16 protein-coding genes are annotated in these 18,730 nt (G+C 73.3%); 9 read left to right on the plus strand and 7 right to left on the minus strand.

From position 1 onward, the window contains the following. Positions 1-6 precede the first annotated feature (6 nt). The 3 genes from FB388_RS12950 (at position 7) to FB388_RS12960 (ending at position 2,651) form a co-directional block, all read left to right on the plus strand. Positions 7-696, plus strand: a complete 690-nt coding sequence (locus tag FB388_RS12950; protein WP_142100703.1) for an MBL fold metallo-hydrolase — start codon at positions 7-9, stop codon at positions 694-696. Positions 697-701: 5 nt separating this feature from the next. Then, a complete protein-coding gene (gene hisS / locus FB388_RS12955) occupies positions 702-1,976 on the plus strand; it encodes a histidine--tRNA ligase (protein ID WP_142103002.1) in 1,275 nt (424 codons plus the stop codon). Between the two features lie 105 nt (positions 1,977-2,081). Next, the gene (locus tag FB388_RS12960; RefSeq protein ID WP_142100705.1) at positions 2,082-2,651 is read left to right on the plus strand and encodes a class I SAM-dependent methyltransferase; all 570 of its coding nucleotides are present in this window, start codon (positions 2,082-2,084) and stop codon (positions 2,649-2,651) included. On the opposite strand, the gene FB388_RS12965 is transcribed toward FB388_RS12960, so the two are convergent. The 6 genes from FB388_RS12965 to FB388_RS12990 form a co-directional block, all read right to left on the minus strand. Further along, the gene (locus FB388_RS12965) at positions 2,617-3,921 is read right to left on the minus strand and encodes an MFS transporter (RefSeq protein ID WP_142100707.1); all 1,305 of its coding nucleotides are present in this window, start codon (positions 3,919-3,921) and stop codon (positions 2,617-2,619) included. The genes FB388_RS12960 and FB388_RS12965 overlap by 35 nt on opposite strands. Beyond that, positions 3,918-5,018, minus strand: a complete 1,101-nt coding sequence (locus FB388_RS12970; RefSeq protein WP_142100709.1) for a Gfo/Idh/MocA family protein — start codon at positions 5,016-5,018, stop codon at positions 3,918-3,920. The genes FB388_RS12965 and FB388_RS12970 overlap by 4 nt, the downstream gene beginning before the upstream one ends. Beyond that, complete coding sequence (locus FB388_RS12975) at positions 5,015-5,755, minus strand: sugar phosphate isomerase/epimerase family protein (protein WP_142100711.1); 741 nt, start codon at positions 5,753-5,755, stop codon at positions 5,015-5,017. Before FB388_RS12975 ends, FB388_RS12970 begins: the two co-directional genes overlap by 4 nt. A gap of 63 nt (positions 5,756-5,818) precedes the next feature. Further along, complete coding sequence (locus tag FB388_RS41055) at positions 5,819-8,464, minus strand: YibE/F family protein (RefSeq protein WP_342787894.1); 2,646 nt, start codon at positions 8,462-8,464, stop codon at positions 5,819-5,821. A gap of 111 nt (positions 8,465-8,575) precedes the next feature. Then, positions 8,576-9,118, minus strand: coding sequence for a gluconokinase (locus tag FB388_RS12985; RefSeq protein ID WP_142100713.1), 543 nt, complete (start codon positions 9,116-9,118; stop codon positions 8,576-8,578). 54 nt (positions 9,119-9,172) lie between these two features. Continuing rightward, a complete protein-coding gene (locus FB388_RS12990; RefSeq protein WP_211361884.1) occupies positions 9,173-11,284 on the minus strand; it encodes an intein-containing Rv2578c family radical SAM protein in 2,112 nt (703 codons plus the stop codon). Positions 11,285-11,374: 90 nt separating this feature from the next. On the opposite strand from FB388_RS12990, the gene aspS reads away from it, so the two are divergent. The 4 genes from aspS (at position 11,375) to FB388_RS13010 (ending at position 16,290) form a co-directional block, all read left to right on the plus strand. Then, positions 11,375-13,183 (plus strand): aspartate--tRNA ligase, encoded by a 1,809-nt coding sequence (gene aspS / locus FB388_RS12995; protein ID WP_142100715.1) that lies wholly within the window; start codon positions 11,375-11,377, stop codon positions 13,181-13,183. Between the two features lie 22 nt (positions 13,184-13,205). Next, entirely contained in the window at positions 13,206-14,141 is a 936-nt protein-coding gene (locus tag FB388_RS13000) for a DUF389 domain-containing protein (RefSeq protein WP_142100717.1), read from the plus strand. Positions 14,142-14,151: 10 nt separating this feature from the next. After that, positions 14,152-15,345, plus strand: coding sequence for a hypothetical protein (locus FB388_RS13005; RefSeq protein WP_142100719.1), 1,194 nt, complete (start codon positions 14,152-14,154; stop codon positions 15,343-15,345). A gap of 102 nt (positions 15,346-15,447) precedes the next feature. Beyond that, positions 15,448-16,290, plus strand: a complete 843-nt coding sequence (locus tag FB388_RS13010) for an SGNH/GDSL hydrolase family protein (RefSeq protein WP_142103008.1) — start codon at positions 15,448-15,450, stop codon at positions 16,288-16,290. Between the two features lie 55 nt (positions 16,291-16,345). On the opposite strand, the gene FB388_RS13015 is transcribed toward FB388_RS13010, so the two are convergent. Next, complete coding sequence (locus tag FB388_RS13015) at positions 16,346-16,558, minus strand: hypothetical protein (RefSeq protein ID WP_142100722.1); 213 nt, start codon at positions 16,556-16,558, stop codon at positions 16,346-16,348. Between the two features lie 104 nt (positions 16,559-16,662). On the opposite strand from FB388_RS13015, the gene sigJ reads away from it, so the two are divergent. Together sigJ and FB388_RS13025 are read left to right on the plus strand one after the other, a co-directional pair. Beyond that, positions 16,663-17,529, plus strand: a complete 867-nt coding sequence (gene sigJ, locus FB388_RS13020) for an RNA polymerase sigma factor SigJ (RefSeq protein ID WP_246121880.1) — start codon at positions 16,663-16,665, stop codon at positions 17,527-17,529. A 49-nt stretch (positions 17,530-17,578) separates the two neighbouring features. Further along, positions 17,579-18,727: an NAD(P)/FAD-dependent oxidoreductase gene (locus FB388_RS13025; protein WP_142100726.1), complete on the plus strand. Its 1,149-nt coding sequence runs from the start codon at positions 17,579-17,581 to the stop codon at positions 18,725-18,727. Positions 18,728-18,730: the final 3 nt, after the last annotated feature.

Consider the following 18,730-nt stretch of genomic DNA (forward strand, 5'->3'; position numbering starts at 1 on the left):
GGTCATGTGCTCGTCGCAGGTTTTCCCGCCGGTTCGTTCCAGACCAACTGCTACGTGGTGGCAGCGGGTCAGGGCGAGGCGTGCGTCGTGGTCGACCCAGGCCAGGACGCCGTCGAGCCCCTGGACGCGCTGCTCACCGAGCACCGGCTCACCCCGGTTGCGGTCCTGCTGACGCACGGCCATTTCGACCACACGTTCAGCGTGGCGCCGGTGTGCGACGGCCACGACGTCCCCGCCTGGATCCACCCCGACGACCGGGACCTGCTGGCCGACCCCATGAAGGGCCTGTCGCGGGAGGCGGCCGCGTTCTTCGGCGGGCGGATCGAGCTGCGCGAGCCGCGGGAGGTCCGCGAGCTCGCCGACGGGGCCGCGCTCGAGCTGGCCGGGCTCACGCTGCGCGTCGACCACACCCCGGGCCACACACCCGGCTCCGTCGTTTTCACCACTCCCACCGAGGAAGGCGTCGAGGTCGTGCTGGCCGGTGACACGCTCTTCGCCGGCTCGATCGGACGCACCGACCTGCCCGGCGGCGACCACGAGCAGATGCTCGCGAGCCTGCGCGACAAGCTGCTGACAAAGGCCGACGACACGGTCGTGCTGCCCGGGCACGGCCCGACCACCACCGTGGGCCGCGAGCGGGCGTCCAACCCGTTCCTGCAGGGTGTGGAAGCACCCGTGCGGGGGAGGGGACTGTGACCGCGGTGGAGGAGAAGCGCGCAACGAGCTTCGCTGCGCCGAAGGGGATCCCGGAGTACTACCCGCCGGAGTCGGCCGGGTTCGCCCACGTGCGCGCCGCGCTCGAGACGGCCGCCGAGCGCGCCGGGTACGGCCTGCTGGAGCTGCCGGTCTTCGAGGACACCGCGCTCTACGCCCGCGGCGTCGGCGAGTCCACCGACGTCGTGAGCAAGGAGATGTACACCTTCGCCGACCGCGGCGACCGCTCGGTCACCCTGCGGCCGGAGGGCACCGCAGGCGTCGTCCGGGCGGTGATCGAGCACGGGCTTGACCGGCACGGGCTCCCGGTCAAGCTGCGCTACTCGGGGCCGTTCTTCCGCTACGAGCGCCCGCAGGCCGGCCGGTACCGGCAGCTGCAGCAGGTGGGCGTCGAGGCGATCGGCGTGGACGACCCGGCGCTCGACGCCGAGGTGATCGCGGTCGCCGACGAGGGGTTCCGCTCGCTCGGGCTCACCGGGTACCGGCTGGAGATCACCTCCCTCGGCGACGCCGAGTGCCGCCCGGCGTACGGGCAGCTGCTGCGCGAGTTCCTCGCCGCCCTGCCGCTCGACGAGCCCACCCGCGCCCGCGCGCAGCTCAACCCGCTGCGGGTGCTCGACGACAAGCGGCCAGAGGTTCGTGCGCTGCTCACGGACGCGCCACTCCTGATCGACCACCTGTCCGCGGCCTCGGCCGAGCACCACGCCGCCGTGAAGCAGTACCTCGACGACCTGGGCGTCGCGTACGTCGAGAACCCCCGGATGGTGCGGGGCCTGGACTACTACACGAAGACCACGTTCGAGTTCGTCCACGACGGGCTCGGCGCGCAGTCCGGGATCGGTGGCGGCGGGCGGTACGACGGGCTGATGGCCACCCTCGGCGGGCAGCCGCTCTCGGGCGTGGGCTTCGGTCTCGGGGTGGACCGCACGCTGCTCGCCTGCAGGGCGGAGGGCGTCGCGCCCTGGTCGGAGGCCCGGTGCGAGGTCTTCGGCGTGCCGCTGGGCGACGCCGCCAAGCGCCGCCTCGTCGGTCTCGCGGCACAGCTGCGCCGGGCCGGGGTCCGCGTCGACCTCGCTTACGGCGGCCGCGGCCTCAAGGGTGCGATGAAGGCCGCCGACCGCTCCGGCGCCCGCCTCGCCCTCGTCCTGGGCGAACGCGACCTGGAGGCCGGCACCATCGCGGTGAAGGACCTGGCGACGGGCGAGCAGCAGTCGGTGGACCTGGACGCGGCGGTCGACACGGTCGTCGCGGCGCTCGCGTAACCACTTCACAAACCCAGCCCGTGCTTCACACAGGGCCCGCCCTGTGTGAAGCCGGTACGGGGTTTGTGAAGTCGGTGCCGGGAGGCGGCCACCTAGGCTGGATCGGTGGCTGACGCCGACCGCGATCGCTGGGACTCCCGTCATGCCGCTGCCGTCGCAGCGGGCGCAGATGGGATCGCGCCGCCGGACGCGTTGCGCGGGCGGACCGAGCTGCTCCCGCCCGGCGGCCGGGCCCTCGACGTGGCCTGCGGACGCGGCGCCGTGGCCGTCTGGCTGGCCGCGCAGGGGTTCGCCGTGGACGCGGTGGACGTCTCGCCGGTCGCGTTGGACGCGGGGCGCCGGCTCGCGGCCCGGGAAGGCGTGCCCGTGCGGTGGTTGCTGCACGACCTCGACGCCGGGCTGCCCGACGCCGGGACCTACGACGTCGTGGTCTGCCAGCGGTTCCGCGATCCCGCCCGCTACCCGGAGCTGGTGGCCCGCATCGCCCCGGGCGGGCTGCTCGTCGTCACCGTGCTGTCCGAGGTGGGGGAGGGGCCCGGGCCGTTCCGCGCGCCCGCGGGTGAGCTGCGTGCGGCGTTCGGTGCGCTGGAGGTGCTCCACCACGTCGAGCGGGACGGCGAGGCGAGCATCGTGGCCCGGTTCAGCGGATCGGCCTCGACGTCAGCCCGTCGGTGAAATCGGCGTCCTTCGTCTCGCTCAGCGGCACCAGAGCGGCCACGCACACGAGCGCGATCACGAGCACGTAGGCCGAGACCGCCGCGCTCGACCCGGTGCGGGCGAGCAGGTCCGTCGCGAAGATCGGGGTGAGCCCGCCGCCGACGATCCCGCTCGCGCTGTAGGCGACCGAGGCGCCCGAGTAGCGGTAGCGCACGCGGAACAGCTCCGGCAGGAACGCGCCCATCGGCCCGTAGAGCATCGCGAAGCAGAGCAGCCCACCGGTCATGCCGAGCGTGATCAGCAGCGCGTTGCCGGTGTCGATCAGCCAGAAGAGCGGGAACGCCCACACCGCGGCGAGCACCGCGGAGGCGATGCAGAGCCGCTTGCGGCCGATGCGGTCGGACTGCACCGCGAACCACAGCGTCGCCGCGCCCATCACGGCCACGGCCACCATCGCGGCCAGCAGCATCGTGGTGCGGTCCAGGTGCAGGGCGGTGGTTCCGTACGACAGCGCGAACGTGGTGACCGTGTAGAACAGCGTGTGCGCGAGGATGAACGACAGCGTCGCCAGCACCAGCACCAGCGGCTGGTTGCGCAGCAGGTCGACGAACGGCACCCGCGAGCGTTCCTGGCGCTCCATCGCCGCCTGGAACACCGGCGTCTCGGCGATCCGCATCCGGATGTAGTAGCCCACCACGAGCAGCACGGCCGAGGCGAGGAACGGGATGCGCCACCCGACCGTGCGGAACGTCTCGTCCGACATCGTCGCGTCGAGCACCAGGAAGAGCGCGTTCCCGAGCACGAACCCGACCGCCGGGCCCAGCTGCGGGAACGCCGAGTACAGGCCGCGCTTCCCCGGCGGGGCGTACTCGGTGGCGAGCAGCACCGCGCCGCCCCACTCGCCGCCCAGCCCGATTCCCTGCACGAACCGGGCGGTCACCAGCAGCACGGGGGCGAGCACGCCGATGCTCTCGTACGACGGGATCAGGCCGACGACCACCGTGGCCCCGCCCATGAGCACGAGCGAGACGATCAGCATCCGCTTGCGGCCGATCCGGTCGCCGAAGTGACCGAACAGGATCGCGCCGAGCGGCCGCGCGACGAACCCGACCGCGAACGTCGCGAACGACGCGAGCGTGCCGGCGAGCGGCGAGAACGACGGGAAGAACACCGCGCCGAACACGAGCGCCGCGGCCGTGCCGTAGATGTAGAAGTCGTAGAACTCGATCGCCGTACCGACGAAGCTGGCGATCGCGATACGCCGACCGGATGGGGCTGTTGGGCTCATCGGACCAGTGTCGGCGCCGCCGGATCCCAGTCCTCCGGCAGGGCGGGTGCGACCTCGACGGTGCTCGCCACCTCCACCGGGACGCCGCGCTCGGCCGCCTCGATCGTGGAGATCATCACGTCCAGGACGTGCTCGCCCAACTCTCCGGACGCGCGCTCCGGCCGCCCGGCGCGCACCGCGCGCGCCAGCTCGAGCACCCCCGTGCCGCGCGTCGTCGGGGAGGGGACGGCCGGCACCGTGACCACCTCACCGTCCATGCGGTGCACCACGATCTCGCCGGCGAACGTGTTGGGGTCGGGCACGGCGATCGTGCCGTCGGTGCCTGCGATCTCGATCGTCCGCCGCTTGACGGCCGAGTCGAAGCTGAACAGGCACTGCGCGCTGGCGCCACCCGCGAACCGGTAGATCGCGGCGACGTGGGTGGGCACGGTGACGTCGAACCGCTGCCCCGCGCGGGGCCCCGACCCGACCGTGCGCACGGCCCGCGCCGTCGAGGAGACCGCCGAGACCTGCGCGACCGGGCCGAGCATCTGGACGAGCGCGGTGAGGTAGTAGGGGCCGAGGTCGAACAGCGGGCCCGCGCCGTCCTGGAACAGGAAGTCCGGGTTGGGGTGCCAGGACTCGGGGCCCGGGCTCTGCAGAATCGTCAGGGCCGTGAGCGGGGTGCCGATGGCGCCGGACTCGACCATCCGACGCGCCGTCTGGATCCCGGGGCCCAGGAACGTGTCCGGGGCCGTCGCCACGCGCAGCCCGGCGGACCGCGCCGCGTCGAGCAGCTTGCGCGTGCTCTCGCGGTCGAGGCCGATCGGCTTCTCGTTCCACACGTGCTTGCCGGCGGCGAGCGCCTGCAGCGCGACGTCGACGTGGGCGCGCGGCACGGTGAGGTTGACGACGAGCTCGATCGCCTCGTCGTCCAGCACCGCCGCCACCGAGCCGCCGCTCGGTACGCCGAACTCGGCGGCCTGCGCGCGGGCCCGCTCCTCGTCGAGGTCGCCGATCGCCCGGACGTCCAGGTCGGGCAGGCGGGTCAGGTTGCGCAGGTACTCGGTGCTGATGACGCCTGCACCGATGACCCCGACGCGGACCGGCCCCGTCACGCCAGACCCTCGGCGCGCAGCCACGCGACGCTGTCGGCGACCGCCTGGAACCGGTCGCCCCTGGTGTCGTCGAGCTCGACGACCCGCAGTGCCTGCGGGGCGGCGTCGAGGATGTCCCGGACGGGGAGCGTGCCCTGCCCGACCGGCACCTGGTCGATCGGGTCCGGCGTGGCCGGTCCGTCCTTGACGTGCACGGCCGTGACCCGGTCGCCGAGCCGCTCCAGCAGCGCCACCGGGTCCTGCCCGCCGACGGCCGCCCAGTACGTGTCGACCTCCAGCACCACGGCGTCGTCCAGGTGCCCGGCGAGCACCTCGAGAGCGGGCGTGCCGTCCAGGACGCTCAACAGCTCCTCGGCGTGGTTGTGGTAGCCGATCCGGACCCCGTGCTTCGCCGCGACGGCGGCCGCGGCGTTGAGACCGTCGGCGACCGCCGCCACCCCGTCCACCGTCTCGAAGCGCTGCGGATCGATGCGCGGGTCGAACACGGTGCCCACCCCGAGCTCGGCGGCAGTGGCGAAGATCTCGTCCTCCGCTCCGGTGCCGACGACGTGCTGGTGCGCCGTGGGCGCGGTGAGCCCGCTCGCCGCGAGCGCCGGGCCGAGCTGCGCGGCGTAGTCGGTGAGCCGGAAGGGCTCGACGTGGGCGAGTCCCAGCTCAGCGAGGCGGTCGAGGGTGCCGGGCAGGTCCTCGACCAGCAGCTCGCGCAGGGTGTAGAGCTGAACGGAAAGAGCGGTCACGCTTCGAGGATCACCGTTCGCACGCCTCCGGGGCAAGCGTTGTCCCAGGGGGCGGACGGTGGGCTAGGCGGCCTTCTCGGCCGCGGGCACCGTCTCCCGCGCCGCGACCGCGGCCGCCAGCGCGGTGGTGATCGGCACCGATGCCACGAGCCCGATGCTGCCCACCAGGGTCCGCACGATCTCGGTGGCCACGTCCTGCGACGTCACGACGTCGGCGAACCCCCGCCCGGACAGCGAGAACAGCAACAGCAGCGGAAGCGCAGCGCCCGCGTACGCGAGCACGAGGGTGTTCACGGCCGACGCGACGTGGTCGCGCCCGATCCGCATCGCCGCCGCGAACAGGCCGCGCGCACTCATGCCGGGGTTGGCGTGACGGAGCTCCCACACGGCGCTCGTCTGGGTGACGGTGACGTCGTCGAGCACACCGAGCGCGCCGATGACGACCCCGGCGAGCAGCAGGCCGCGGGCGTCGACGCCCGTGCCGAGGGTGGCGATCAGGTTGCTGGTCTGGTCGTCGAGGCCCGTGAGCTCGGCCGCGGCCGAGAAGGCGGCGCCGAGCGCGCCGATCAGCGCGAGCGAGAGGAGGGTGCCGATCACGGCCGTCGACGTGCGGGCCGACGGACCGTGCGTGAGGTACAGCACCGCGAACATGATCAGGCAGGCGCCGACCACCGCGACGGCGAGCGGGTCGCGCCCGGCGAGGATCGCGGGCACCACGAAGAACAGCAGCACGACGAAGCTGAGCCCGAGCGCGGCGAGCGCCGCCAGGCCGCGCCACCGCCCCAGCACGAGCACCGCCGCCGCGAACAGGCCCGCGAGCCACGCCAGCGGAGCGCCACGCTGGAAGTCCACCACCTGGTAGGAGCCCGCGTCGTCGGCGTCGCTACCGGACCAGCCCAGCACCACGTGGTCACCGACCGCGAACCGCGGGGTGCCCGGCTCGACCGGCATCACCTGCACGAGGTCCCGGCCTGGGCGCGGCCCGTCCGCCATGTGGACGACGAGCGCGACGCAGGAACGGTCGCCGGAACCCGGGCTGCAGTCGGTGACCGTCATGGCGGTCACCTGCGCCTTCACCGGTTCCTGGCTGACCGGGTAGGCCGCGGTGGGCACGCCGCCGAACGGCCAGAGGACGACGAGCCCGACGAGCGTGGCGAGTCCGCACGGCACCAGCAGGGCGGCGATGAGGATCCGCACCTTCCGGCCGGCGGGACGGGCCGGACCGTGCCCGTGGCCGTGGCCGTGCGCGAGGCCTGGTCCTGCCGCTGCGACACCGTCCTTCGCCCCGCCCAGCCGGGCGGCCCAGATGGGCAGCGGGAACGGCAGTGGCACGCCGAGCAACCGCCTGCGAGCCGGCGGGGTGTCGTCGGTCTGGTCGGTCTCGTCGGCCTCCTCGGTCTCGTCGGCCTCGTCCGTCTTCGCCGCCGTCGAGGCCGCGGCCCGGTCGTGCAGGCCCAGCAGCTCCGGGGTCAGCGCGGGTGTCTCCGCGGTGGTCTCGACGAAGAGGTCGGCCACGGCGCCGGGTGGGTCACCCGGTCGCCGGCTGGGCATCGCGGCCGAAGCCGGGGCGTCGGCGGACCGATCCGGGTCCGGCAGTGGACCGGGGGCGTCGAAGCGCCCGCGAGCCCGGTCTTGCGGTACCCGACGGCGCTCGGGGTCGGCCGTGACGTCGCTGCCGGCGATCGTGACAGCGCCGGTGTTGCTGTCCGGGTCGGTGCCCGGTTCGAACTCCGGGGCGAGGTCCGGGCCGGCCAGGGGCTCGTGCGGCGGCGCCGGGTACCGGTCGGTGACCGCCGGGGGCCCGGTGCGGTCGGCCCTGCTCCCGGGTGTCTCGGGAGGGCCCGACCGGGCGGTGCGGCGCTCGGGGTACGAGCCGGGGCCGGACGCATCGGCCGGGTACCGGTCGACGCCGAGCCGGTCCGAGGCGGTGCCGTACGGATCGGGTGCGTACGGATCAGGCGCGTAGGGATCGGGCGCGTACCGATCGGGTGGGTACGGGCCGGCGGCATACGTGTCCGCTTCGTACGGGCGCTCCGGGTACCTGTCAGCGCGGTGCGCCGTGTCCGGGGGGAAGTCGTCCCGGTGCCGGGTCGCGCGCTCGGAGCCTCCCCGACGGTCCCCGTTCCGATCGGCGCCGTTCCGATCCATGCCGTTCCAGTCGGTGTCGTTCCAGGCGGCACCGCTCCGACCAGCGCCGTTCCAGTCGGCGCTCGGGCCGGCCCCGTTCCGGTCGACGCGCCGGTCAGCCCCGTTCCAGGCGGCCCCGTTCCAGGCGGCGCCGTTGGAATCGGCACCGTTCCGGTCGGCACCGTTCCGGTCGGCACCGTTCCGGTAGGAACCGTTGGAATCGGCGCCGTTCCGCTCGGCGCCGTTTGAGTTTGCGCCGTTCCGGTCGGAACCGTTCAGGTCGGCACCGTCCCAGCCGCCGTTCGGGGCACCGTTCCGTTCGCCCCCGGCTCGACCGGCGTCGGACGCGCCGCCGCCGTACCAGTCGTCGAACGCGCCGTCCCCGGCCGGTGGCCGGCGGTCGGGCGGTTGGGGACCGCGTGCGTGCCGCGGTCGGTCGGCCGGCCGGTCGGGCTCGTGCACGGCGGCGAACCCGACCTCGGGCGTGGGTGGCCCCATGACGTCCCGATCGGTCCGGTGCCGACCGGACGCGCGTCTGCCGCGCACGGTCCCGGTGGGCTCGTCCGGATGGTCAGCAGGCACGTTCCCATCCTGTCAACGCGTGCGGCCGCCTTCCCGTCCCGTCCGCTCGCCGGTGGCTGCCGCGCGGTCACCGGCCCGTTACCTGGGGGTGAACGGCTGTGCAGGTCGCCGTCAGCGCGGCTCGCGCCCGCTCGGCGCATCGGGTGTGCTCCGCTCGGCGGCGATCCGGATCAGCACCTCGTCGGCGACATCGGTGGGGGAGCGATCGGTGTCGACCGCGAAGCCGGGCTCGTCGGGGCCGAGCGGTTCGAGCGCGGCGAGCTGGCTGCCGAGGAGGGCGGGCGGCATGTAGTGGCCGCGGCGGTTGTCGACCCGGGACTGCAGGAGCGCGGGCGGGGCGAGCAGGTGCACGAAGCGCACCGATGTGTGCCCGTCGCACAGGAGGTCGCGGTAGCTGCGCTTCAGCGCGGAGCAGGTGATCACGGCGTCGCGCCCGGCGGCCTCCTGCTCGCCGATCCACGCCGCGATCCGGCGCAGCCACGGCCAGCGGTCCTCGTCGTCGAGCGGGGTGCCGGCCGCCATTTTCACGCGGTTGGCCTCCGGGTGCAGGTCGTCGCCCTCGGCGAAGGTCCAACCCGTGCGCGTGACGATCGCGGCGGCGACCGAGGTCTTGCCGACCCCGGACACGCCCATCACCACCAAGGTGTGAGTCATTGTGGAAGCTTCGCGCATCGTCAGCGGAACCGCTCCGACGAACGTGTCCCGCCATCAGCCGACCGGGGGGCCCGCGGGCGAGCCCGGTGCCGGAAGGGGCAGGAGGCTCAACTGCTCGCCGTGCGGCTCTGCTGGTGGAGGCGCGGCAGGTCGGATCGTCGGGACGCCCCCTGCCAGCCCGTGCCTGCGGAGCAGCGGCCCGATCCGCTCCGACAGCGCCTTGCGGTAGCCCGGATCGACGTACGCGCCGCGGCGGTAGAGCCGCTCGTATGCAGGTACGAGGTCGGGCCGCTCCCGATTCAGCCAGGCGAGGAACCACTCGCGGGTGCCGGGGCGGAGGTGCAGCGCAAGCACCGTGGCGCCGCGCGCGCCCGCCTCTGCGATACGGGCGAGCAGCGTGTCGAGCGCCTCGGTCGAGTCAGTCAGGAGCGGAAGCACCGGTGCCACCATGACGCCGCAGGGAAGCCCGGCGTCCGTGATACGCCGGACGAGCTCGAGGCGTGCTTCGGGCGATGGAGTGCCCGGCTCCATTCGGTGCTGCAGCCCACGGTCGAGCAGCGCGATCGAGACGCCGAGCCCGACCGGTACGTCGCGGGCGACGCCGGCGAGCAGCGGCAGGTCCCGGGTGAGCACGGTGCCCTTCGTGAGTATCGACATCGGTGTCCCCGCCCGAGCCAGCGCGCGCACGATGTCCGGCATGAGGCGATAACGCCCTTCGGCCCGCTGGTAGGGGTCGGTGTTCGTGCCCATTGCGACCGGCTCGCGACGCCACCGCCGTGAGCGCAGCTCCTTCTCGAGCACGCGCGCCACGTTGACCTTGACGACGATCTGCGAATCGAAGTCGTGACCGGCGTCGAGCTCCAGATAGGTGTGCGTGTTCCGGGCGAAGCAGTTGTGGCTGATCACACCGTTGGCGATGAAGTCACCGGTGCCGGTGGTGATGTCGATCATCTCCTGGGTGCGCCCGAGATCCTCGATGCTCCTGACCCGCAGCGACGTCGACGTCTTGACCGCATCTCCCAGGATTCCGAGCTTGCGGCTGATCACGGGACCGGTGAGCGCGAAGAACCGGCGGCGGGCCGCCAGCCCGCCTGTGACGCGGATCGTGGCCACCCCGTTCGTGCGGGCCCGTTCGCGGATGTGCGGGATGCCGAGGAGCTTCAGAGCGGCGGCCGTCGTCGTGAGCATCTCGTCGTCGGCGTTCGAGATCCGCAGGACGCCGTTCGAGCAGGAGCCTTCGGCGTCGAAGATCCCCGCGAGGAACCCTGCCGCCCAGTCCCGCTCCATTCCCGCAGGCCAGCTGATGATCTCGCGGATCGCCTGGACGTCTGCGCGGCGGGCGGTGAAGATGGCGTCGATCGGGCGACGGGTCGGTGTGCCACGTGCGAACGGTCGTCGCGTCGTCCGCACGCCGGCGCGTTCGAGAAGTGCCTGAGCGTGCACGAGCCCTTCGCCATCGGCGAGCGCGAGCCGGAACATCGTGACGCGAGACCCGCCTCGACCGGTGCGTTCCGGATAGGTGCCGTCGAACAGCATGCCGTCACCGCGGATCATCCCGGTGAGGTAACCGGTCTGGTAGCCGACGGTCTCGACCGGTGCTGCATACGTGCCGGCGGTCATGCCCAGCCCGAAGCCGAGCATCCGGTTGTTGGTGGTCAGGTGCGGGCGCTGCGGCTCGCCCGGCGCCTGGCGGACGACGTGCTTCCACCCCCGCTCGGTGAGGAAGCGGTGGTCGCCACTGGCGATGATCTCGGTGCCGTCGTCCAGGGTGACGCGGTAGGCGCGCTTGCTGGTGGACCATTTGGCCAGCACTCGGGTCTCGACGTACCGCCGGTAGGTGCCGCGCGGCTGCGTGCCCACGATCTCGTCGCCGATCACCAGGTCACCGATGGGCTTGTGGCGACCGTCGGCCATCAGGACGAGCGTGGATGGATCCAGGCAGTAGGTGCACGCGTGGCTGCAGCCGCGGTACGGGTTGATCGTCCAGCGGAACGGCAGGGGGGATGGACCGCGCACTTCGTTGAGGGCGGACCGGGCCTCGACCTCGTGGAAGACGGTGCCCGCGAACTCCGGGGTGCGGACCGACCGCAGCAGACCGCGCAGTCCGGGTAGGGCTTGCTCTCGCCCTACACCGTCGCCGGATACCTGCTGGCTGTCCCATCGCACGAATCAATACGAACAAATGTTCGAGTGAAATGCAAGCTCGAGCCCTGGGGTGCGGGAAACGCGCTGGCCCTGGCCGGATAACCTCGGCTCGTGATGCGCAGCCACCCCGCCGGCACTCTCCGTGCCGAGCACGCCGGACAGTCCGTGACACTCGCCGGGTGGGTGGCGCGCCGCCGGGATCACGGCGGCGTGATCTTCATCGACCTGCGCGACGCGTCCGGGTCGGCGCAGGTGGTGTTCCGCGAGGGCGAGATGGCCGAGCGGGCCCACCGGCTGCGTGCGGAGTTCTGCGTGCAGGTCACCGGGGAGGTCGTGCGCCGCCCCGCGGGCAACGAGAACCCGGACCTGGCCACCGGCGCGATCGAGATCACCGCCACCGAGCTCACCGTGCTCTCGGAGTCGGCGCCGTTGCCGTTCCCGCTCGACGAGCACAGCGACGCCAACGAGGAGATCCGCCTCAAGCACCGCTACCTCGACCTCCGCCGCAGCGGCCCGGCGGCCGCCTTGCGGCTGCGCAGCGAGGCCAACCGGATCGCGCGCACCGTGCTGCACGAGCGGAGCTTCGTCGAGGTCGAGACGCCCACGCTCACCCGATCCACGCCGGAGGGCGCGCGTGACTTCCTCGTGCCCGCCCGGCTGCGTCCCGGTTCCTGGTACGCGCTGCCGCAGAGCCCGCAGCTGTTCAAGCAGCTGCTGATGGTGGCCGGTGCCGAGCGCTACTACCAGATCGCGCGCTGCTACCGCGACGAGGACTTCCGCGCCGACCGGCAGCCGGAGTTCACCCAGCTCGACATCGAGATGAGCTTCGTCGAGCAGGACGACGTGATCGAGCTCGGCGAGTCGATCGTCGCGGCGCTGTGGTCGGAGCTCGCCGGCTACGAGATCCCGCGCCCGATCCCGCGCCTCACCTACGCGGAGGCGATGGCCCGCTACGGCTCCGACAAGCCGGACCTGCGCTTCGGGATCGAGCTCACCGACCTCACCGAGTACTTCGCCGACACCTCCTTCCGCGTGTTCCAGGCGCCGTACGTCGGGGCCGTCGTGATGCCGGGCGGGGCGAGCCAGCCGCGCAAGCAGCTCGACGCCTGGCAGGAGTGGGCCAAGCAGCGCGGCGCCCGAGGCCTGGCCTACGTGCTCGTCGACGACGACGGCACGGTCAGCGAGCGCGGGCCCGTCGTGAAGAACCTGTCCGAGGCCGAGCGGGAGGGCCTGCCGAAGGCCGTCGGCGCCGCGCCCGGCGACGCGATCTTCTTCGCCGCCGGCCACCCGTCCGACGCCCGCGACCTGCTCGGCGCGGCCCGTGGCGAGGTCGCCCGCCGGTGCGGGCTGGTCGACGAGAGCGCGTGGTCGTTCGTGTGGGTCGTGGATGCGCCGATGTTCGAGCGCATCCGGGACGACAAGGGCAACGAGCTGGGCTGGACGGCGGTGCACCACCCCTTCACCTCGCCCAACCCGGACTGGGTCGACCGGTTCGAGGAGGCGCCGGGCGAGGCGCTGGCCTACGCCTACGACATCGTCTGCAACGGCAACGAGATCGGCGGCGGCTCCATCCGTATCCACCGTTCCGACGTGCAGCAGCGGGTGTTCGCGCTGCTCGGCATGGACGAGGCGGAGCAGCGGGAGAAGTTCGGCTTCCTGCTCGACGCCTTCGCCTACGGCCCGCCGCCGCACGGTGGCATCGCGTTCGGCTGGGACCGCACCTGCATGCTGCTCTCCGGCGGCGACTCGATCCGCGACGTGATCGCGTTCCCGAAGACCGGCGGCGGCTACGACCCGCTCACCGCGGCGCCCGCGCCGATCACGCCCGAGCAGCGCAAGGAGGCGGGCGTCGACGCGGTGCCGCCGCCTGCACCACCGGCGGCGTCGCCTGCCGCCGACGAGCCGCCCACCAAGCTGTGATTGCAGCCGCGGGGGTGAACCCGTGCTGCACATGAGGATCATCGCGCCGGCCGACCGGACGGACGCGGTGCGTGATCTCCTGCTCGCCGAACCCGGTGCCACGCACGTCACCGTGCTGCGGGGAGCGGCCCTCCAGCCCGCCGGTGACGTGGTGGAGGCGGCCGTCGCCCGCGAGGCCGCCGACGAGCTGCTCGGACAGCTCTGCGAGCTGGGCATCGACCGCAGAGGCGGTGTGACGCTCGAGGCGATCGACACCAGCCTCTCCGACGCGGCCGACGCCGCTGTGGAAGCCTCACCCGGCGACCCGCAGGACGCGGTCATCTGGGACGAGGTGGTGGCCCGCACGGGCGAGGAGTCCCGGCTGTCGGTGAGCTACCAGGCGTTCCTGACCATCGCGTGCCTGCTCGCCGCGGTCGGCGCCATCACGGACTCGCCCGTGACGGTGGTGGGGGCCATGGTGCTGGGGCCGGAGTTCGGGCCGCTCGCGGCCGTGGCCGTGGGGCTCGTGCTGCGCCGCGGCGACCTCGTCCGCCGCGGCGGACTCGCGCTGGCCGTCGGGTTCCCGCTGGCCATGGCGGTCACGGCGATCGGGTCTGTCGTGCTCGACGCCGTCGGTCTGCTGTCCACCGCCGCGCTCGCCGACCTCGACCAGGTGGCGTTCATCTACGAGGTCGGGCCGTTCTCGCTGATCGTCGCGCTGCTCGCTGGGGCCGCCGGGATGCTCTCGCTGACCTCCGCCAAATCGGCGTCCCTCGTCGGCGTGTTCATCTCCGTGACGACCGTGCCCGCCGCCGCGTTCGCATCGGTGGCCCTGGTGGAGGGCCGCTACGTGCAGGCGATGCAGTCCGGGCTCCAGCTGGCCGTCAACCTCGTCGGCATCGTCATCGCCGCCGCCCTCGTGCTCCTGCTCGCCCGCAGGCGGTCGGAACGGGGCGGGCGAAGGTTGTCCGCGGGGTAGGGTCGACACGATGGTTCGCGACCTGGGCAGCTTTCCCAGGCCGGTGCTCGCTGCGCTGGCTGCTGCCGAGCGGCTGCTCACCCGCCGGTCCGGCGCCGGTGTCGTGCTCGCGGACCCCGAGGATCTCGGGGGCAGCGAGCGGTCGGTGGTGGCGCGCGCCCGGCTGGCGCGCAACCCGTTCTCGCTGCCGCGCACGATCGTCGTCAAGCATTACCTCGGCGAGCCCGATCCGGACCGGCCCGACCCGTTCCACTACGAGGTCGCGAGCTGCCAGCTGTTCACGGCGCTCCCGGCGGACTCCCGCCCGAGCCCGGTGCTGATCGCGCACGACCCGCAGGCCCGCCTGCTCGTGCTGGAGGACCTGGGGCGCAGCTCCACCCTGGCCGACAAGCTCTTCGGGCCCGACCCGGACGCCGCCCGGCGCAACATGCTCAGCTGGGCTCGGGCGCTGGGCCGGATGCAGGCCGCCACGGCGGGGCGCGAGGGCGACTTCGGGGCGCTGCTGCGCAGGCTGGGGGAGCGGGCCTGGCGCGACCCGGTGGCCGAGGACGCCCGCGTCGCGCTCGCCAAGGGGCCGGCTCTGCTGGCCAGGGAGCTCGGGGTCGACGCCTCGTCCGCGGCCGTGCTGGAGGCCCACGAGACGGCCCGCCTGCTCGGCGGCACCCGGTACCGGGCGTTCAGCCCGTCCGACACGTGTCCCGACAACAACCTCGTCACCAGCCGTGGCGTGCGGTTCGTCGACTTCGAATGGGGTTGCTTCCGCGACGTCGCGCTCGACGCGGCGTACTTCCGCGTGCCGTTCCCCGGGTGCGAGGCGAGCTTCGCCCTGCCTGCCGGTCTGGCCGACACGATGCTCGACGCGTGGCGCGACGAGGTCGCCGCCGTGTGGCCCGACCTGGACGACCACCGCGTGCTCGAGCGCAGGCTGCTGCACGCCCAGCTGCTCTGGGTGTGGCTCACGACGTGGTGGCTCCTGCCCCGCATCCGGGAGCGGGACCGCCCGATCGGCCCCGACGCCACCCGGTCGCCGCGGATCAGCAGCGCGCTGGGGCACTACTGGCGCCAGATGGCCCGGGCCGCCGAGACCGGTGGCCTCCCTGCAACGGCCGAGCTCGGGGACGCGGTGGCCGACGCACTGGCGAAGCGGTTCCCGGACGCGCCCGGCACGCTGCCGGTCTACCCCGCCTTCCGGTCGGTCGCCTGATCTTCGCTGGTCAGCGCACCGATCGTTCGTCCCATCGCCCTCGACACGTCATCCCGCGAACACCCCTGGTGAGCCGAGGTCGGTGATCGTGGCGGTGTGAGCGTGCAGCCCTCGACTGTGCCACCGCCACCCGAGCCCTTCCGGCCTCGACTCGCACTCGTCCCGCCGCCGCAGCCCCGCCCCGTCCGGACGCTGGTGACGCTCGGCGACTCCACCGCCGCCGGGCTCGGAGACCCCGTGCCGGGCGGCGGATGGCGCGGGTTCCCCGTCCTGCTGGCCGGGGCGCTCGGCGCGCGCCTGGTGAACCCGGCCGTCACCGGTGCCCGCATGGCCGACGTGCGCCGCGACCAGCTCCCGGTGGCCCTCGCGGCCGAGCCGGACGTCGCGGTGGTCTTCGTCGGCATGAACGACACCCTGCGCTCGGACTTCGACTCCGTCCGGCTGGGGGCGGACCTCGCCGCGACGGTGACCGCGCTGCGCGCGGCCGGGGCGCACGTGCTGCTGATGCGCTACCACGACCACACGCGGGTGTTCCCGCTGCCGGCTCCGCTGCGCCGGGCCCTCTGGCGCCGGGTCGTGGCGCTCAACCTGGCCATCGACGCGGTCGTCGCCGGGCTCGACGACGGCATCGGGGTCCTCGATCTGGACGTGTTGCCCGGCGGTTACGAGCGCGCGGCCTGGGCGGTCGACCGGCTGCACCCGTCCGAGCTGGGGCACCGGATCCTCGCCGCAGGCCTCGTCGTGCTGCTCGCCGATGCCGGCTTCGCCGTGCCGGGCGAGGTGAGCCTGCAGTGCGGCGGCGGTCGCAAGGTGACGGCCCTGCACCGGGCCGCCTGGCTGGTGTTCAGGGGCGTGCCGTGGCTGGTGCGGCGAGGCCGGGACCTCGGGCCGGTGATCTTCCAGGGATTGGCCGGCGAGCTCCGGGCCGGGTTGGGCCGCGCCTGATCAGGCGGTGGCGTCAGGCAGTTTTCGTCAAGCAACGTTCATCAGGCAGTGCCGATCAAGCGGCGCGCCGCATCGGGACCGGTGCCGCCGGCGCGGTCGGCGACGCCACCGCGAGCAGCGCCTCGATCCGCCACAGCTGCGCACGGGTGCAGGTGGGGCAGATCCACGTGATCGAGCCGTCCGGTTCGTGCTGGCTGCTCCAGGCGAGGCCCGTGGCATCGGCCGGGGTGCGCTCCAGGGCGCAGAGCGGGCAGGCGGTGTTGTCCATGCTCCCGAGGCTTCCGGGTGCGGATTGCAGTCGGATGAACCCCGGATAAAGGTTACGCTCCGTGGATGTCCGACTACTGGAGGTCCTCTGGTAGTTGCTTACCTGTGAGCGGGGCATTGGCCGAGGCCGACTGGGAAGCGCATCGCTCCGCCGTCTTCGGCGCGGCCTACCGGATCCTCGGCACGGTGGCCGACGCCGACGACGTCACGCAGGAGGTGTGGCTGCGCGCCGCTGCCGCCGACCTGTCCGCGGTGCGTGACGTGCGGGCCTGGCTGGTGACCGTGGCCGCCCGGACGGCCTACAACGTGCTGAAGTCGGCCCGCGTCCGCCGGGAGTCCTACGTGGGGCCCTGGCTGCCGGAACCGCTGCTGACCGGTCCGGACGCGGCCGCCGCTGTGCTCGTGGACGAGTCGGTCAGCACCGCGATGCTGGTGGTGATGGAGACGCTCGGCCCGGCCGAACGCGTCGCGCTGGTGCTGCACGACGTCTTCGACTTCCCGTTCGACCGGATCGCCGACGTCCTCGGCAGTACGCCCGCGGCCAGCCGCAAGCTCGCCTCCCGCGCCCGGGCCCGGGTCGCTGCGGTCGAGGAGCGGCCGCGGGCGTCGAAGGCCGAGACCGAACGGGTGCTCAAAGCGTTCAAGGCGGCCGCGGACGCGGGGGACATGGCCGGGCTGATCGAGCTGCTGCACCCCGAGGCCGTCTACGTCGCCGACGGCGGCGGCAAGGTCACCGCCGCGCGCAGGCCGGTGGTGGGCGCCGCGCAGGTCGCGCTGCTGGCGGTCCGGCAGATCGAGATCAGGCGCCCCGACGCGTTCCGGGTCATCGAGGTGAACGGCAGGCCCGCACTGGCGACGTTCGACGGCGGCGAGCTGGTCTGGCTCGACACCGTGGACGTCGTCGACGGGCGGATCACGGCCTTCCGGCGGCTGGCCAACCCGGAGAAGCTCGCCCGCATCGGTCACATCTGAACCCGCCGTCTTGTCTCCCTGCCGATCAACGACAGAGAGGACGGCACGAATGGCCCACGTTGTGATCATCGGAGGCGGTTTCGCCGGCGTGTGGAGCGCGGCGGGCGCGGCGCTGGCCCGCGGGGACGCGGACCTGCGCATCACGCTCGTCGCGCCGAACGAGCAGATGGTGCTGCGGCCGCGGCTGTACGAGCCGGAGCCGGACCTGGCGACGGTCGAGCTCGGCAGGGTCCTCGGGCCGATCGGCGTCGAGCACCTGCGGGCCACGGTGAGCACGATCGACACCGGCCGGCGGGTGGTGGTGGCCGACGGTGAGGAGATCGGCTACGACCGCCTGGTCCTCGCGGCGGGCAGCGCGCTCGTCCGGCCCGACGGCCTGCCCGGCGGCGAACGGCTCTTCGACATCGACACCCTGGACGGGGCCCGGCGGCTCATTGACCACCTGCGCGGCCGGGAGGGCTACTCGACCGTGGTGGTCGGCGCCGGGTTCGTCGGCCTGGAGGCCGCGACCGCGCTGGCCGAGCGGGGGCGGGTGCTGGTGGTGGACCGCTCGGATGTGGTCGGGCACCAGCTCGGCCCCGGCCCCCGCGCCGAGATCGAGTCGGCGCTCGACCAGCTGGGCATCGACCGCAGGCTCGGGACGACGGTGGCGGAGGTCGGCGACGGGTACGCCGTGCTGTCCGACGGCAGCCGGGTCGAGGCGGACGCGGTGGTGTGGTGCGTGGGGATGCGGGCCAGCGAGCTCACCCGGCAGATCGCGGACGGTCTCGACCACCTCGGCCGGGTCCCGGTGGACCGGCAGCTGCGCGCCCTGCCCGACGTGTTCGTCGCCGGGGACACGGCCGCGGCGCCGTTCGACGCCGAGCACACGGCCATGCAGGCATGCCAGCACGCCACCCCGCTCGGCAAGGTCGCCGGGTACAACGCGGCAGCCGACCTGCTCGGCGCGCCGCTGCGCGGCTTCACGCCCGGCCCGTACGTCACGTGCCTCGACCTCGGTGGCGCCGGCGGGATCTTCACGCGCGGCTGGGACCGCAGGGTGATGGTCGCGGGCGCCGAGGGCGGGGCGATCAAGAAGGGGATCAACCAGGCCATCCACCCGCCCGTCGACGACGCTGCGAAGATCCTCGCGGCCGCGGATCAGGTCTACCTCGAGCTCCCCTTCTTCCCACGTGCCGAAGAGGAGGACGCCGCCTGAAGG

The organism is Pseudonocardia cypriaca, assembly GCF_006717045.1.
GTDB lineage: Bacteria > Actinomycetota > Actinomycetes > Mycobacteriales > Pseudonocardiaceae > Pseudonocardia > Pseudonocardia cypriaca.

Bases quoted from the DNA above. Each gene is read 5' to 3' on its own strand.
- FB388_RS13015 (WP_142100722.1), bottom strand. From the start codon at position 16,558: ATGGACAACACCGCCTGCCCGCTCTGCGCCCTGGAGCGCACCCCGGCC.
- FB388_RS13005 (WP_142100719.1), top strand. From the start codon at position 14,152: ATGGTTCGCGACCTGGGCAGCTTTCCCAGGCCGGTGCTCGCTGCGCTG.
- FB388_RS12985 (WP_142100713.1), bottom strand. From the start codon at position 9,118: ATGACTCACACCTTGGTGGTGATGGGCGTGTCCGGGGTCGGCAAGACC.
- FB388_RS13025 (WP_142100726.1), top strand. From the start codon at position 17,579: ATGGCCCACGTTGTGATCATCGGAGGCGGTTTCGCCGGCGTGTGGAGC.
- FB388_RS12965 (WP_142100707.1), bottom strand. From the start codon at position 3,921: ATGAGCCCAACAGCCCCATCCGGTCGGCGTATCGCGATCGCCAGCTTC.